The organism is Pseudomonas putida, from assembly GCF_028682475.1.
Lineage (GTDB): Bacteria > Pseudomonadota > Gammaproteobacteria > Pseudomonadales > Pseudomonadaceae > Aquipseudomonas > Aquipseudomonas putida_AG.
In genome coordinates this window covers 218,977-234,362 of sequence record NZ_JANHLE010000005.1, presented here as the reverse complement: position 1 = coordinate 234,362, position 15,386 = coordinate 218,977, and the positions used below count along the sequence as shown (strand labels likewise).

General features: G+C 58.0%; 18 protein-coding genes. 8 read left to right on the top strand and 10 right to left on the bottom strand.

Going from position 1 to position 15,386, the window contains the following annotated elements; translation table 11 throughout:
- Positions 1 to 1,073: aminopeptidase (locus NPS47_RS06895; protein ID WP_274294259.1), on the bottom strand; the 1,073-nt coding region annotated here is incomplete at its 3' end.
- A 67-nt stretch (positions 1,074 to 1,140) separates the two neighbouring features.
- Between NPS47_RS06895 and NPS47_RS06890 the strand changes: the two genes are divergently transcribed.
- Both NPS47_RS06890 and NPS47_RS06885 read left to right on the top strand, forming a co-directional pair.
- On the top strand, positions 1,141 to 1,560 hold the full coding sequence (locus NPS47_RS06890) for a hypothetical protein (RefSeq protein WP_274294258.1): 420 nt from the start codon (positions 1,141 to 1,143) through the stop codon (positions 1,558 to 1,560).
- Positions 1,561 to 1,625: 65 nt separating this feature from the next.
- Positions 1,626 to 2,039: a hypothetical protein gene (locus tag NPS47_RS06885; RefSeq protein ID WP_274294257.1), complete on the top strand. Its 414-nt coding sequence runs from the start codon at positions 1,626 to 1,628 to the stop codon at positions 2,037 to 2,039.
- A gap of 4 nt (positions 2,040 to 2,043) precedes the next feature.
- Here the strand turns inward: NPS47_RS06885 and NPS47_RS06880 are convergent, their stop codons facing one another.
- Together NPS47_RS06880 and NPS47_RS06875 are read right to left on the bottom strand one after the other, a co-directional pair.
- Positions 2,044 to 2,277: a DUF1161 domain-containing protein gene (locus tag NPS47_RS06880; RefSeq protein ID WP_038605181.1), complete on the bottom strand. Its 234-nt coding sequence runs from the start codon at positions 2,275 to 2,277 to the stop codon at positions 2,044 to 2,046.
- Between the two features lie 84 nt (positions 2,278 to 2,361).
- A complete protein-coding gene (locus NPS47_RS06875; protein ID WP_274294256.1) occupies positions 2,362 to 2,787 on the bottom strand; it encodes an OsmC family protein in 426 nt (141 codons plus the stop codon).
- A gap of 181 nt (positions 2,788 to 2,968) precedes the next feature.
- Here NPS47_RS06875 and NPS47_RS06870 point away from each other — a divergent pair, with 181 nt between their 5' ends.
- Positions 2,969 to 3,973 (top strand): LLM class flavin-dependent oxidoreductase, encoded by a 1,005-nt coding sequence (locus NPS47_RS06870; protein ID WP_274294255.1) that lies wholly within the window; start codon positions 2,969 to 2,971, stop codon positions 3,971 to 3,973.
- Positions 3,974 to 4,060: 87 nt separating this feature from the next.
- Here NPS47_RS06870 and NPS47_RS06865 read toward each other — a convergent pair whose 3' ends face one another.
- Together NPS47_RS06865 and NPS47_RS06860 are read right to left on the bottom strand one after the other, a co-directional pair.
- Positions 4,061 to 4,285, bottom strand: coding sequence for a DUF1161 domain-containing protein (locus NPS47_RS06865; RefSeq protein WP_274294254.1), 225 nt, complete (start codon positions 4,283 to 4,285; stop codon positions 4,061 to 4,063).
- A 106-nt stretch (positions 4,286 to 4,391) separates the two neighbouring features.
- Positions 4,392 to 4,607 carry a dodecin gene (locus NPS47_RS06860; protein WP_038605173.1) on the bottom strand — a complete coding sequence of 72 codons (216 nt, stop codon included), beginning with the start codon at positions 4,605 to 4,607 and terminating at the stop codon, positions 4,392 to 4,394.
- A 154-nt stretch (positions 4,608 to 4,761) separates the two neighbouring features.
- On the opposite strand from NPS47_RS06860, the gene NPS47_RS06855 reads away from it, so the two are divergent.
- Entirely contained in the window at positions 4,762 to 5,088 is a 327-nt protein-coding gene (locus tag NPS47_RS06855) for a DUF883 family protein (protein WP_274294253.1), read from the top strand.
- On the opposite strand, the gene NPS47_RS06850 is transcribed toward NPS47_RS06855, so the two are convergent.
- Positions 5,085 to 5,981, bottom strand: coding sequence for a LysR family transcriptional regulator (locus NPS47_RS06850; RefSeq protein ID WP_274294252.1), 897 nt, complete (start codon positions 5,979 to 5,981; stop codon positions 5,085 to 5,087). The genes NPS47_RS06855 and NPS47_RS06850 overlap by 4 nt on opposite strands.
- A 109-nt stretch (positions 5,982 to 6,090) precedes the next feature.
- Here NPS47_RS06850 and trpB point away from each other — a divergent pair, with 109 nt between their 5' ends.
- A complete protein-coding gene (gene trpB, locus NPS47_RS06845; protein ID WP_274294251.1) occupies positions 6,091 to 7,308 on the top strand; it encodes a tryptophan synthase subunit beta in 1,218 nt (405 codons plus the stop codon).
- Positions 7,305 to 8,117 (top strand): tryptophan synthase subunit alpha, encoded by an 813-nt coding sequence (trpA, locus tag NPS47_RS06840; RefSeq protein WP_274294250.1) that lies wholly within the window; start codon positions 7,305 to 7,307, stop codon positions 8,115 to 8,117. The genes trpB and trpA overlap by 4 nt, the downstream gene beginning before the upstream one ends.
- Before the next feature lie 117 nt (positions 8,118 to 8,234).
- Here trpA and NPS47_RS06835 read toward each other — a convergent pair whose 3' ends face one another.
- The gene (locus NPS47_RS06835) at positions 8,235 to 8,564 is read right to left on the bottom strand and encodes a DOPA 4,5-dioxygenase family protein (protein ID WP_038605161.1); all 330 of its coding nucleotides are present in this window, start codon (positions 8,562 to 8,564) and stop codon (positions 8,235 to 8,237) included.
- Positions 8,565 to 8,641: 77 nt separating this feature from the next.
- Between NPS47_RS06835 and NPS47_RS06830 the strand changes: the two genes are divergently transcribed.
- Both NPS47_RS06830 and NPS47_RS06825 read left to right on the top strand, forming a co-directional pair.
- Entirely contained in the window at positions 8,642 to 9,259 is a 618-nt protein-coding gene (locus NPS47_RS06830) for an NAD(P)-dependent oxidoreductase (RefSeq protein ID WP_274294249.1), read from the top strand.
- 80 nt (positions 9,260 to 9,339) lie between these two features.
- Entirely contained in the window at positions 9,340 to 10,911 is a 1,572-nt protein-coding gene (locus NPS47_RS06825; RefSeq protein WP_274294248.1) for a SulP family inorganic anion transporter, read from the top strand.
- 1,870 nt (positions 10,912 to 12,781) lie between these two features.
- Here the strand turns inward: NPS47_RS06825 and NPS47_RS06820 are convergent.
- From NPS47_RS06820 to aroE, 3 genes are all read right to left on the bottom strand, one after another.
- The gene (locus NPS47_RS06820; RefSeq protein WP_274294268.1) at positions 12,782 to 13,501 is read right to left on the bottom strand and encodes a DUF4225 domain-containing protein; all 720 of its coding nucleotides are present in this window, start codon (positions 13,499 to 13,501) and stop codon (positions 12,782 to 12,784) included.
- Positions 13,473 to 13,973, bottom strand: a complete 501-nt coding sequence (locus tag NPS47_RS06815; protein WP_274294247.1) for an Hcp family type VI secretion system effector — start codon at positions 13,971 to 13,973, stop codon at positions 13,473 to 13,475. Before NPS47_RS06815 ends, NPS47_RS06820 begins: the two co-directional genes overlap by 29 nt.
- Before the next feature lie 587 nt (positions 13,974 to 14,560).
- Positions 14,561 to 15,385, bottom strand: coding sequence for a shikimate dehydrogenase (gene aroE, locus NPS47_RS06810; protein WP_274294246.1), 825 nt, complete (start codon positions 15,383 to 15,385; stop codon positions 14,561 to 14,563).
- Position 15,386 lies beyond the last annotated feature (1 nt).

Genomic DNA, 15,386 nt, shown 5'->3' with positions numbered 1-15,386 from the left:
CTTTTCAAGGCCTGATGCCGCTGCTCGAGCGGTAGACGCCCCAGGGCCTCAACACGCTGATAGAACATCTCCCAGTTCCTGTCTACCTGAGCAAATAACTGCGCAAACGCCGGCACCCACTGGTCATACAAACCAAAAGGCAACAACTTGGCATTGTTCATCGGAGCGTTGATCCAGGCGTCATAGCGCCCTTTGCCTCTCCATTGGCCATCACGCAGCGCCCGGTAGTCACCGCGCAAGCGTTCGAATTCAGCCTGCTTGCCCGCACGCTTGGCTGATTCGTTCAGCGGCGCCGCATACAGGGCCTTGAGCCGTTCGCGGCTGGCCAGCACCAATGCAACGAACTGGTCGCGCTGCTGACTATCGTCCTGTGTTAGCAACGCCAGACCACGGGAAGCACGCCACTGGCGCGTACCTTCCTGCTCGACGAATGTAGCAAAGGACTCATTGAACGCGGTGTCGTCCTGCACATACAGACGCTGATGCGCCAGCTCGTGGAAAATAACCGTGGCCAGGCGTTCGTCGCCCCAACCCAGCATCGAGCTGAGGATCGGGTCATCGAACCAGCCCAGGGTCGAATAGGCTTCCACCCCGCCGACATAGACATCCAGCCCCTGCTGCTTCTGCAATGCCGCAGCCCCGCGAGCCGCACCCTGGCTGTAGTAGCCGCGATAGGCGACGCAGCCGGCAATCGGGAAGCAATGGGTCTGGGGCTCGAGGGAGAACTCCGGGGTGGCGAACACATTCCACACCACGTACGGGCGGCCAATGTCGGCATACACCCGGTAACTGCGATTATCCGGCAACTTCAGTTGTGCGCTGGCGAAGGCCCGAGCCTGCTCTGCCTGAAGCAAATGCTGGCGCAGTTTGGCCGGGGTAGCTGGGTCCGCTATCAGTTCGGCCACCGGTTGACGCGCCTGCAACAGCTGCCACTGGCCGCTGGCCAATTGCCCGTAGTAATTGAGGCTGGAACAACCGTTGAGCAGCCCGAGCGCCAACAAGGGAACCAAGTAGCGAAAAAAGTGGTCGAGTGCCCCATGACTTGAGCGCAATAAAAGAAATAGTCGAAGCATCCGCGTCCCGTCATCCGCTCAAGAGCTCATCAGCTTCAAGACTATCCTGCCCGGCTGGAGTTTTGCCATGCGTACACTGCTTGTCATCAGTGCTCTTCTGCTTCTGTCCGGCTGTGCCGGGTTGTTGATGCCTCGTCCCGACCCCAACCAGGCCTGGATCGACCTCGCCACCGGCCAGGACGATACCCTGCATGCGGTGGAAGTAGACGACCGCGCCTGGGCCGACAAACGTTATTTCGAAGTGTCGCCAGGCAGCCACGAGCTGACCGTGCGCTACCTGTTTCCGGTAACGCCGAGCAATATCGGGCCGGTCAGCGAACCGCTGTGGCGCGATTGTCAGCTGAATGTGAAATTCAAGGATTTCAATGCCGGGCAACGCTATCAGCTCGAAGCCGGCAGCATTGGCTTTCGGCCCTGGGCCAAGCTGTATGACGAGCAGCGCAACCTGGTCAGCAAAGGGCTACCGGCGGGCTGCCAGCGCACCTGACAGCGCACCTGACAGCGCGAATGACGCTATGCTTGTGCTTTGTAGGTTGCAAGCGGGAGTTTGTCATGCGCCAGCCAATGATGCTGATTGCCCTCAGTACCCTGGGGGCTTGCGCCAGCCCCTTGCCGCCCGTTGATAGCAAGCAGGCCTGGGTCGACCTCTACACCATGACGCCTGGCAAAATGCTGATGGCCGACCGCCTGGATGGCGTACGCCTCAACGACGGTCGTTTCTTCCAAGTGACGCCGGGCAGGCATGAGCTGACCGTGCGTTTCGATTACGAGGTGAAATCCAGTGGATTCACCGTCGATCCGGTGGAGCGCACCTGCTACCTGAAAGTACGCTACGACCACTTCGAAGCCGGTCAGCGCTACCGCCTCGAAGCGCGGGCGCCAGCCATGCAACCCAGCGCCTATCTCTACGATGCGCAACGCAAGGTGGTCGCCGAAGAAGCCAACGACATATTCTGCATTCCCTGAATGCCTAGCGATCGTTCTTCTGATAGATGATCTTCTTGGTGCCGCCCTCGCAGCTGCCGACCACCATGTTCTGGTCGTGAACATCTTCGTTCTTGACGATTTCCAGGGTATAGGAGCTCACGTTATTGGCCTGTATCTTCGCTTCGATCTCGGCCTTGAGCTCTTCGCAATTCTTCGGCGCGGCCAGCGCAGAAGTCGCCAGCAACGAAGCCAGGACAGCAATTGCAACACGGATCATGGGGACAGCTCCTTGTGGCGGTAAGGATTTACCGGCACTCATTTGACCACAACAAGCCCGTCCCGGTTCTACCTTGCCCCACCTCTAACCCACCAGGCTGGCATCCAGGCTGATCTGCGCATTGAGCACCTTCGATACCGGGCAGCCGGCCTTGGCCTTGTTCGCCACTTCGAGGAACTGTTCCTCGCTGGCACCGGGAACCTTGGCCTTGAGAATCAGGTGCACAGCGGTGATCGCGAAACCATCGGGTTGTTTGTCGAGGGTGACTTCGGCGGTAGTGTCGATGCGATCCGCCGTGAAGCCCGCTTCGCCCAGCAACATTGACAGGGCCATGGAAAAGCAGCCGGCATGGGCCGCGCCGATCAACTCTTCCGGGTTGGTGCCTGGCTGGCCTTCGAAACGGGTGTTGAACCCATAAGGGTTGTCCTTGAGTGCGCCGCTCTCGGTAGAAAGCAGGCCCTTGCCGTCTTTCAGACCGCCTTGCCATACAGCCGATGCTGTCTTTTTCATACTGCCTCCGGAGTCTCTGCAGGGCGCGCGTTTGCGCCGCCTAAAATTCAGAGGCCAGTGGCCCAGGCAAGTTCAGCCTGATTGCACCCCAGGCATTGAATCCTCAGGAAGTGCCCATACAGAGTTAGAAAGGCCCCGGCTGAATGCCGAGCAAACGACTGCCCAGGAGGCTCAACAGCCCATGAAGCGACTTGCGGACATCAAATTTTCCACCCTCGACCTGGTACCGGTGCGTGCCGACGGCAGCCCGGCGCAGTCCCTGCGCAATTCGCTGGACCTGGCGCAGCACGTGGAAAAATTCGGCTACAACCGCTTCTGGGTCGCCGAGCACCACAACATGGACGGCATCGCCAGCTCAGCGACCGCGGTATTGCTCAGTTACCTGGCCGGTGGCACGTCGACCATCCGCGTCGGTGCCGGTGGCGTCATGCTGCCCAACCATGCGCCGCTGGTGATTGCCGAACAGTTCGGCACCCTGGAAAGCCTCTATCCCGGTCGAATCGACCTGGGCCTGGGCCGTGCACCGGGCTCTGACCAGATGACTGCCCGGGCCCTGCGTCGAGAACGCTCCGGCAGTGCTGACGATTTTCCGGACGATGTTGAAGAGCTGGTGCGCTACCTGGGGCCACGGACCCCGGATCAGAAAGTCATTGCCGTGCCCGGTTATGGCACCAACGTGCCGATCTGGCTCCTCGGTTCCAGCCTGTTCAGCGCCCAGCTGGCCGGTATGCGCGGCCTGCCTTACGCCTTTGCCTCGCATTTCGCCCCGCGCTATATGCACGAGGCCATCCGTATCTATCGCAACCACTTCCAGCCTTCGGCCGTGCTCGACAAACCGTATGTGATGCTGGGAGTGCCGCTGGTGGCTGCCGACACTGACGAGCAGGCCAATTACCTGGCGACCTCGGTGTATCAGCGAATTCTTGCCCTGATGCGCGGCCAGAGCCTGGTACAGCGGCCGCCGGTAGACAGCATGGACGGCCTGTGGCTGCCCCATGAGCGCGAGGCGGTAGGCGATTTCCTGGGGCTGGCGATGGTCGGCGGGCCGCAAAAAATCCGCGCCAAGCTAGACGTTTTGCTGGAACAGACTCAGGCCGATGAGCTGATCTTCACCTGTGACCTGTATGAGCATGCGGACCGGATCCGCTCTTATGAGCTACTGGCGCAGGTGATGCGCGAAAGCTAATGGCCTCATCGCCAGCAAGGCCGGCTCCCACAAAGATTGCCTTGGCACTCATCTGTGGGAGCTGGCGTTGCCAGCGATGAAGTCCGATCAGCCACGCTTGTAGACGATTTCCTTGGTGCCACCTTCGCAGGTCCCGACGACCTTGCCGCTCGCGGCAGCCCCTTTGTCAACGATCTCCAGCGAGTAGCCGCTGACGCCCTTGGCATCAAGCTTGGCGGCTATTTCGCTCTTCAATTCTTCGCACGGTTTGCCCGCGGCAAGCGCAGTGCCCGCCAACGCCATCAAACCCAGTGCCACTACCAACTTCTTCATCGATCGCTTTCCTTGTTCAGATCAAAGTGGAGGAGGGCGCCGGAACCGGTCCGGGCGCCTCTGAACTGTGTAACTCAATTGACCCGCACAAGCCAGTGTCATGCCTTCAGCTGTTGACGATACGGAATCCAACCTTGAGCGTTACCTGAAAGTGCGCCGCCTTGTTGTCCTTGATGTGCCCGCGGGTGTCGACCACTTCGAACCACTCAAGGTGCTTGATGCTTTTGCCCGCTTCGGCCAGGGCGTTGTTGATGGCCTCTTCGATACTGTTGGGTGACGAGCCGACGAGTTCGATTTTCTTGTAGGTGTGATGATCCGACATGAGCAGTCTCCTTTTCGAAGGTGAACTTTGAGCCTAGCAGCGTCAGCCTGATTTACCTGCCGAAGGTCCCTACCCGGAAAATTCAGAATGCACTTTCTCGCCCTGGCGGAGTCGGAATCAGAACAGCTCACTCACACCTCGAAGGAGAGCCACCATGGCCAACCATTCGCTGCGTAAAGCGTCGCTGCAAAGCATGGAAGCGGAGATCGAAAGCCTGCTCAAATCGCTGGAAAGCCTCAAAGGCGATGCCTCGGACGAGTCGCGCAAGACCTTAAAGACGCTCAAGGACAATGCCGAGAACGCTTTGCGTCATTCGCGCAGCCTGCTCAGCGATGCCTATGAAGAGGTGAAAACCAAGACCCGTGAGACCGGCCTGGCCACCCGCGACTATGCCCAGGAACACCCCTGGACCACCGCGGGTGTAGCGATTGGTGCGCTTGGCCTGCTTGCGGCGTACCTGTTGTCAAAGCGCGATAACTAGTCGGCCTGGCGCGCCAGCTCAGCGCGTAACCACCCGGCCAGTTGCTCGGCGCGCCCATCCGCGGCGCGTCGCGGCACCCACAACGCCAGGGCGGCCTGGGTCTGACAAAAGCCCCAGGGCGCAGCCAGGCGTCCGCCGCGCAAGTCATCGGCCACCAGCGGCTGCGGCGCGATGGCTACGCCCAGGCCGGCGACAGCCGCTTCCAGCAAGTAATACAGATGCTCGAAATCCTGGCCATAGCGCAGCGCCTCAGGGTTGATACCCTGTTGCTGCGCCCAACTTGGCCAGGCCTGTGGCCGTGAAGTGGTCTGCAGCAGGGTTTCTTCCAGCAAGGCCTCAGCCGGCGCCTGCTGCAGGCGGGCGAAGCCTGCGAAGTGCGGGCTGAGTACCGGACCAATGCACTCCTGGGCCAGCACATGCACCTGCATATCGGCCGGCCAGGGTGGCTCGGCGAACACCAGCAGAGCATCGAGCCCCGGACGACGCGGGTCGAGATCACCTTCACCGGCGGACAAATGCAGACGCAACTCGGGCAGGTCCGCCTTGAGACGGCCCAGTCGTGGAATGAACCAGCGGGCCAGCAAACTGCCGGAGCAACCGAGTACAAACGGCGCGTCGGCACTGCTCTGGCTCAACTCGGCGCACACGCTGCGCAAGCGCTCGAAGGCATCGGTGCTGGCATCGCGCAAACGCAGGCCGGCATCTGTGAGTTTAATGCCGCGCCCGTCCTTGACGAACAAGCTAACCCCCAGATGCTCCTCGAGCACCTTCAATTGCCGACTGACGGCGCCATGGGTCACGTGCAGTTGCTCAGCCGCCTGGCTGACGCTGTTGAGCCGGGCAGTGGCTTCGAAGGCCCGCAGGGCATTGAGGGGAGGCAGGTCCTGGCGCATGACGTGTGAGTTTTCCTGACATGTTCAAGCAATCTTATCGGTTTTCAGCTGCGCCTGTCGTGGGTACAGTAAAGCCATTCCCAGTCTTCACTACGCCCTGGAGCGACCCATGACCCAGACCAACTTCCGCGCCGGCCCTGATGCCAATGGCCTGTTTGGCGCATTCGGCGGCCGCTACGTGGCTGAAACCCTGATGCCACTGGTGCTCGACCTGGCCCGCGAATACGAAGCGGCCAAGGCCGACCCTGAGTTTCTCGAGCAACTGACCTACTTCCAGCGCGACTACATCGGCCGTCCCAACCCGCTGTACTTCGCCGAACGCCTGACCGAACACTGCGGCGGTGCAAAGATCTTCTTCAAACGTGAAGAACTCAACCACACCGGCGCACACAAGGTGAACAACTGCATCGGCCAGGTGCTGCTGGCCAAGCGCATGGGCAAAAAGCGCCTGATCGCCGAAACCGGCGCCGGCATGCACGGCGTGGCCACCGCCACCGTCGCCGCACGCTTCGGCCTGCCTTGCGTGATCTACATGGGCGCTACCGACATCGAGCGCCAGCAGGCCAACGTCTTTCGCATGAAGCTGCTCGGCGCCGAGATCGTGCCGGTGACCTCCGGTACCGGCACGCTCAAGGACGCCATGAACGAGGCCCTGCGTGACTGGGTCACCAACGTCGATGACACCTTCTACCTGATCGGCACCGTTGCCGGTCCACACCCGTACCCGGCGATGGTCCGCGACTTCCAGTCGATCATCGGCAAGGAAACCCGTGCCCAGTTGCAGGAGAAGGAAGGGCGCCTGCCCGACAGCCTGATCGCCTGTGTGGGCGGCGGTTCCAATGCCATGGGCCTGTTCCATGACTTCCTCGACGACACCAGCGTGCAGATCATCGGTGTCGAAGCCGGTGGCCATGGTGTCGACACCGACAAGCATGCCGCCAGCCTCACCGGCGGTGTTCCGGGCGTGCTGCATGGCAACCGCACCTACCTGCTGCAGGATGCCGACGGCCAGATCACCGACGCCCACTCGATTTCCGCCGGCCTGGACTACCCGGGCATCGGTCCTGAACACGCTTATCTGCATGAAGTGAAGCGCGTCGAGTACGTCAGCATCAACGACGAAGAAGCCCTGGCCGCGTTCCACACCACCTGCCGCCTGGAAGGCATCATTCCGGCCCTGGAAACCTCCCACGCCCTGGCTGAAGCAATCAAACGTGCGCCGACCCTGCCCAAGGATCACCTGATGGTGGTGTGCCTGTCCGGGCGTGGCGACAAAGACATGCAAACCGTGATGAGCCATATGGCTGCCCAGGAGATACAGGCATGAGCCGTCTTGAACAACGCTTCGCCGAACTGAAGGCCGAAGGCCGTTCCGCACTGGTCACCTTCATCACTGCCGGCGACCCGGGCTACGATGCCTCGCTGGCGATTCTCAAAGGCCTGCCGGCTGCTGGCGCCGACGTCATCGAGCTGGGCATGCCGTTCACCGATCCGATGGCCGACGGTGTGGCCATCCAGCTGGCGACCCTGCGCGCCCTGGAGGCGGGCCAGACCCTGGCGAAAACCTTGCAGATGGTTCGCGAGTTCCGGGTCGACAACCAGACCACGCCGATCGTGCTGATGGGCTACTACAACCCGATCCACCGCTTCGGCGCCGATGCCTTCGTCGCCCAGGCCAAGGAAGCCGGTGTCGACGGCCTGATCATCGTCGACCTGCCGCCTGAGCATGATGCTGAACTGGCCACTCCGGCCCAGGCAGCGGGTATCGACTTCATCCGCCTGACCACGCCGACCACCGACGACGTGCGCCTGCCGCGCGTACTGGAACGCAGCTCCGGCTTCGTCTACTACGTCTCGGTGGCGGGTGTCACCGGTGCGGGTTCGGCCACCACCGAGCAGGTCAGCAGCGCGATCGAGCGTCTGCGCCGGCATACCGACCTGCCGATCAGCGTCGGCTTCGGTATCCGTACCCCGGAACAGGCTGCGGCCATCGCCAGACTGGCCGATGGTGTGGTGGTGGGCTCGGCGCTGGTCGACAAGATTGCCCAGGCGAAAACCACCGATCAGGCCGTGGGTGATGTGCTCGAGCTGTGCTCGGCACTGGCTCAGGGTGTGCGGGGCGCGCGCAAGGCTTGATTCTGAAGCAGCTGTCTTAACACCCCCGGTGGGAGCGGGCTTGCCCCGCGATGCGATTTGACTGACACACCGCAATCGCGGGACAAGCCCGCTCCCACCGAGAGTTGTTCCCACCCACTATTCAAAGATCGACAGATCAAGCGGCCGCACCGCCCCCATCCAGATCCCATGATCGCGATGATCCGCCAGGTCATCGCCGGTCAGCGGATGCAGAAACACCACCAGCCCGTGGCGATACAGCGCCAGCCAGGGCAACACCACCCCGACCACCTCAGGCCCGAAGGCCAGCTGGCAGCTCCAGTCCGGATGCGGCCCGACCGGCTTCTGATGCATGCGCCCCATGCTCACCCCAAACAGCTTGGCAGCCTCTTCACATAGCTGCCGCGCTTGCTCCATGGTGCTGGCGTCGTAGTAAACGTGGGCGTGATATCCCTTGATCCTCTGCACAAAAACTCCTGAATGCCAACGAACCCCGGCCAGTGTCCCAGGGTCAAATGATCACCCCCAACGCGTGGAGTGATCTGGTGAAAAATGCCGAAACCCCAGTGTTCAAATTGGTCATCCTCGGTGGGCTGAGCAGCCTCGGCAGCGCCCTGATGGCCGAATTGCTCAAGCGCCAGCATGAGGTGATCGCCGTAGTCGATGACCTGAACACCCAGGCGCCACGCCCAGGCCTGCACTTCAAGATCGGCGGGCTGAACAGCGCTGATCAAGCGGAACAAAGCGTAGCCGGTGGCTCCGCCGTGATTTGCCTGCTGCCCGTCTTGGCGCCCGATGATTTTGCCATGCAACTGCGCATGAGTCAGACACTGATCAGCGGCCTCTCGCGTACGACTATACGCCGCCTGTTACTGGTCGGTGATTTCAGCGTGCTCGACAACAGTGAAGGGCACAGCGAGCAACAACGGGCCTGTGCCGATCAGATCGTCGACCTGTTGCAACGCAGCCCGCTGCACTGGACCTTGATCAACACGCCAGAGCAAGTCGCCGGGCTGGGCATCGAACATTTCCACCAGACCCACGGCACCCTGGAGCCTGGCCTGCGCGAGCCATTACAACGCCTGGCCAGAGTAGCGGCCGCCATGGTCGACACCCTGGAGCTGAAACTGCACCACGGCGAGCATGTGAACTTCGTCTTCTAACCTGCCGCACGCTTTCCGGCTTGCACCGAAGCGCCGGACATCGCACCCTGAACAGCTTCCAATCGCGATAGAGCATGTCCATGGCCTGGCCTGATCGCCACCGTCTGCTGCCGTTTCTCACCTGGCTGCCCCGGCAAACCCGTGCCAGTGTGCGGCGCGACCTGCTGGTCGGGCTGAGCGGGGCGATCCTCGCACTGCCGCAATCAATCGCCTACGCATTGATTGCCGGCCTGCCTGCCGAATATGGCCTGTATGCGGCGATTGTCCCGGTGCTGATTGCCTGCCTCTGGGGCTCTTCCTGGCACCTGATCTGCGGGCCGACGGCGGCGATTTCCATCGTGCTCTATGCCAGCGTCAGCCCCTTGGCGGTCAGCGGCAGTGACGACTACATCACCCTGATCCTGTTACTTACCTTTCTGGCCGGGGTGTTTCAGTGGTTGCTGGGGATGCTGCGTTTTGGCGCGCTGGTCAATTTTGTCTCTCATTCGGTGGTGCTGGGCTTTACCCTCGGCGCCGCCATCGTTATTGCCCTGGGACAACTGCCGAGCCTGTTGGGGCTGGACCTGCCCAGCCAGGCCACCCCATTGAAGACGCTGCAAAGCCTGCTGGAACACGCCGGTGAGGTCGATTGGCCTGCTCTGCTGCTGGGCCTGGGTACCCTGCTGCTGGGCATTGCGCTGAAGCTGCTGCGCCCGCGCTGGCCGGGCCTGTTGATAACCCTGACGCTTGCCAGTCTGCTGGTCTGGTTGCTGCCTGGACTCTTCGCTCATGTGCGCTTGGTACCCGGGTTCGCCGGCCAGTTGCCGCCGCTGAGCCCAATCCCCCTGCTCGACGTCGAGCTGATCCTGCGCTTGCTGCCCAGCGCTGTGGCGGTGGGCATGCTGGGGCTGGTCACCAGCCTGTCGATTGCCCGTTCGCTGTCGTCGCGTTCGGAGCAGTTGATCGACGCCAATCAGGAAATCCGCGCGCAGGGCCTGTCGAATATGCTCGGCAGCCTGTTTTCCGGCTACCTGTCATCAGGCTCATTCACCCGTTCCGGGCTGAGCTATGACGCCGGAGCACGCTCCCCCTTGGCCGGGGTGTTCTCGGCACTGTGGGTAGCGCTGTTCGCCGTAGCCGGCGCCAGCCTGATTGCGCATATCCCGATTCCGGCGATGGCCGCCAGCATCCTGTTGATCTGCTGGGGCCTGATCGATCATCGGGCGATGCGCGCGCTGTTCCGGGTCAGCCGTTCGGAGTTTCTGGTCATGGCCCTGACTGCAGCCGCGACCTTGCTGCTGGAGCTGCAGACCGCCATCTACGCCGGGGTGCTGGCCTCGCTGTTTTTCTACCTGAAGCGCACGTCACGGCCGCGCGTACAACACGCCCGCGAAGGTGATGCCGACGTGCTGCGGGTGGGCGGGTCGATTTTCTTTGGTGCCAGCCATTACCTGCAGGTACGTCTGCAACGCTGCCAAGGCCCTAATGTGGTGATCGATGCCCGGCAGATCAACTTCATCGACTATTCCGGCGTCGACATGCTCCATCGCGAAGCCCGTCGATTGCGCCGGGCAGGCGGTAGCCTGACGCTGCATCGGGCGCGTCCGCAAGTGATTGAGGAATTACATAAGCTGGAAGGGGTAGCGCACTGCCCGATCCGCTTCGAGGAGTGACCTATCGCGGGGCAAACCCGTTTGTGTCTAGCGACAGGGAATACACGCTGTGTAGTATGTTTTATGAGCTTACACTCTAAGGACTCTGTAGCAATGTATACAGTTAGATATTTAATAAGCATGGGGTTGACTATTATTGCCGGCGCCATGTTCTACACAATGCTTATTATGCTTGGCATAACAGCGTTATTCCCACTTGAAGAAACAACCTATTGGGTTATGAGCGGAATTCTGTTTGTCACCCTCAGCATTGTCGGATTAAAATTTTACATCCCCAGACTACGCAACATCTGGTAACCATGGTCATGCCAAACAGCTTGGACGCTTCTTCGCATAACTGGCGAGCTAGTATACTTTATGAGTTTACACCCTAAGGACTTTGTAGAAATGTATACAATTAGATACTTGATAAGCTTGGGGCTAATTATTATCGGCTGCTCTGCGGGCTACACAATGATCATCATGTGGGGCATAAGGAAATTATTCTCACTAGAACTAGAAGACCAGCTCTACTGGACTATAAGCGGAATTTTGTTTGTTATCATCACCGCTGCCGGCTTAAAATTTTACATCCCAAGACTACGCGACACATGGTAACCATCGTCATGCCAAACAGCTTGAACGCTCCTTCGCACAACTGGCGAGATAGTATACTTTTTGAGTTCACACCCTAAGAGCCCTGTAGAAATGTATACAGTTAGATATTTAATAAGCATGGGATTGACTATTATCATCTGCTCTATGTTCTACACATTGCTTATTATGTGGTGCATAACAGAGCTCTTCTCACTAGAAGAATCGCCATACTTGGTTATAAGCGGTATTTTGTTTGTTGCCATTTCCGTTGCCGGCTTAAAGTTTTACATCCCCAGACTGCGTAATAAATGGTAGCCATCGTCACTCCAAGCGATTTTTTCTAAACTTCTAATAGCTAGCAAGGGCTTGCTTCATAGTGCTGAAGCCGAAGTACACAAGGACATGATTGCCTCTGCACATTCACTGCTTAACTCTGCCGGTCCAAGGATCGGGACATCAAGCTGCTCTTCCACGACGATGCGCAGGGCATTGCACCCTGTCTGCTTGTGGTTATGATTGAGGCGAAAACAGTTCATTACCATATATCGCGTAGCCTGGGGATGTAAAACTTTAAACCGAAACCGGTAATTACAACGTATAAAATGCCGTATACGATCCAGTATAACGCCTCTTCTAGTGGAAATACTTCTATTATGAACCGCATAATAAGAGCCGTGTAGAATATAGAGCAACCGGCAATAGCCAACCCCAAGCCAACCAAATATCTAACCGTATACATTGCCAAAGAACCCCTCAAGCAAAACCCATCAAGCTATAGCATCAATTGATTTTAATCTCATAAATCCCCTCTGATACCATAGAGACAATTTTAATCTACTCAGCTACCCCCTGAAAAACTAAGCAAACTTACCGACTTACTGATATGCAGACTCAAAATTAGATAAGTTCCACCTGAAAAGCGAGACTGATTCCGTCACGGTCACACCTAGCATCGCAGCTTGTGCTTTTCGATTGAGGCCAAAGCAGATTACTGATACCCTTTTGTTGCATTTACTCCTAGCTAGATCTAATATTTTTATGCATTCACATCCAAAGGACTCTGTAGAAATGTATACAATTAGATATTTAGTAAGCCTGGGCATAACAATTATTGCCAGCGCCATGCTCTACACAGCCATTATCATGTTTGGCATAACAAAACTATACCCTCTAGAAGGAACTCCATACTGGGTTACAAGCGTTACTTTGTTTGTTACCATTTCCGTTGCCGGCTTAAAATTTTACATCCCCAGGTTACGCAATACATGGCGATTATAACAACCTCACTAAAACATCAATTATTTATGGTTTCAGCTCGTTCTTCTGACACCATGGATTTAATTGTAATCGAATCAACTAATGCTTCAAAAAACAAAGCCAATCTTCCGGTCTGTTGATACGCTGGTTCGTAATTAAGTGGGTCCCGCCTGAAAAGCTGCACTGAACCCGTCTTTCGTAAAGGCTGCATCATACCTAGAGCTGACAAACCCAGGTCGAATACTCCATACACCATATCCCCTGTGTATTCATCTTTAAATAAGTCTTGATAAACACGTCTAACTGGCCCCCTTGCCGCTTCAACATTCGGACCTTGGTAAATATTCATCCCCCCTTCATAAATATTATTAACGCCGTGAGCGATAAAAGCTCCACCTACTGGTGCTGCAAAACCGGCTGATGACCCTGTAATCGCAACTCCGACTTCAATCTGCATCACACCTGCTACGACCCCGATGCCATTCTGAGCATAAAAAGCCGCCTTGGAAGCCAGCTCGTCATACTCTGCCCTGATTTCTTGCACGCCATCCCAGGCACTTATTATCCCCTCATTAACATCACTTATAATTTCATTAACATAATCAGATATTACTGAGCCAAACTGCAGCTGAAGAATGCCATCATCAAAACTAGTAGCGCTTATGGTGCAACCCAATGCAACCAGGTCAGCGCCTGCTTTGGCCACATCATGAATGTCACATGACTGCTCATTCACCTTCGTACCCCCAAGACGCATAGGCACTTGTGCTTGCCTGGTGGTGTACCCAGCTAATGTCCCGATACCTGATGGCCAGAAGCTCCTGCGGCTGCGCGTCACTCATATGAATGGCATGTGGCACCTGAACGCTTACATTGGCAATACGTCCACCGGTCAACAACACAGTAAAGTACTTTTCGTGACCACCAACAGGTGAAGTGCGATAGAAATTGATTTTACACTCGATCTCTTCGCCTTCATGCAGGGCACTGGCTAGCAATGGTGTAGATTTATCGATGTTTTTTGTAATAACGACCGGCATATGTTTGCCACGCCCCCCTGACGTGCTGCCGTCATTACCACCTGCCATGTTATGAGCGTAAGCCAGCACCATAATTTCGTCTTCGTGGTCAGCTTGACACTTGTTCCCAATAGAGCTTTGGCTGGAACAACCAGCGGAAATCAAACCTTGTTTTTTCCCGGTAATGGTCATGTAACTGTGATTAGCCATCTCTTTCACTCCTGTGGTCAGAGTGATCAGTCTATTGCGAATGAGACAAGCCGAATGTAGGACGCTTCTGAAACGATATACAAAATATGTCGAACTTAGCTTCTATTACTCGATAAGAAGCCAGGCGCCTGCGTCGCGCAGGCGGTAGCCTGACGCTGCATCGGGCGCGCCCACCAGTGATCGTGAAATAGTGCAACCTGACATTTTTGCCAGTTGTGCCCGCACTGTCAGTGCAGTTGACTAGGGCAGTCGGGTGATTCGCCTCATCCTTGGTGCGCGATTACCCATCGACAACGATTGTCGAACGGAGTCCACCATGGAGCGTCATCGGGGTAGCTCATCCTGTTTGCTGTTTTATCTGCTCCTGTGGGCAGGGCAGCTAGCAAACGCCCATTCGACTGTCGGCGACACTGGAGGGTGCTGGACGATTGCTCAGGCAGAAGCTCGAATCAGGTCATTGCGTGACAGTATCAACGCTGTCGAGCCCTACTCAGGAAAACTGCAATCCCCGGCAAAAATTGCGTTCTACGAACGGCAAATTGCCGAGGAAGAGCAGTTCATCACAACTGAACAGCTAAGCGATTCGACTAATTGCGCGCCAACTGCCGACGCAACTCATCCAGCACAGGCGCCGTGTCTGGACGAATACCGCGCCAGATGAAGAACGCTTCAGCGGCCTGCTCGGCGAGCATGCCCAAGCCGTCGAGCACCTTGGCGGCCTTGTGTTCGCTGGCCCAGCGGCAGAAAGGCGTCGGCTCTTTGCCATACATCATGTCGTAGCACACGGTCTTGCCCGGTTCGATCAACGAGGCAGAGATCGGCGGCAGCTCTCCGGCAAGGCTGGCGGAGGTGGCGTTGATGATCAGGTCAACCGGCTCTTGCAACCAGCTGAAACCACTGGCAGCCACCGGGCCCAGGTCGGCGAATTCACGGGCCAGCTGCTCGGCTTTTTCCACCGTACGATTGGCGATCACCAGCGATGCCGGGTTGTGCGCCAGCAACGGTTCCAATACGCCGCGAACGGCGCCACCGGCGCCGAGCAGGAGAATGCGCTTGCCGCTCAGTTGCACACCGGCATTGACGGTCAGATCACGCACCAGCCCGGCACCGTCGGTGTTGTCGCCCTGCAGGGTGCCGTCGGCCAGCTTGCTCAGGGTGTTCACCGCGCCAGCGCGCTTAGCCCGTGACGTCAGGCTATCGACCAGGCGAAAGGCTTCCTCCTTGAACGGCACCGTGACGTTGGCGCCCAGGCCCTGCTTGAAGAAGCCCTGGGCACACATGCTGAAATCGTCCAGCGGCGCCAGCAAGGTGCTGTACTCCAGTTGCTGGCCGGTCTGGTCGGCGAACAGGCGGTGGATCAGCGGCGATTTGCTGTGGCCGATCGGGTTGCCGAATACAACGTACTGGTCCATT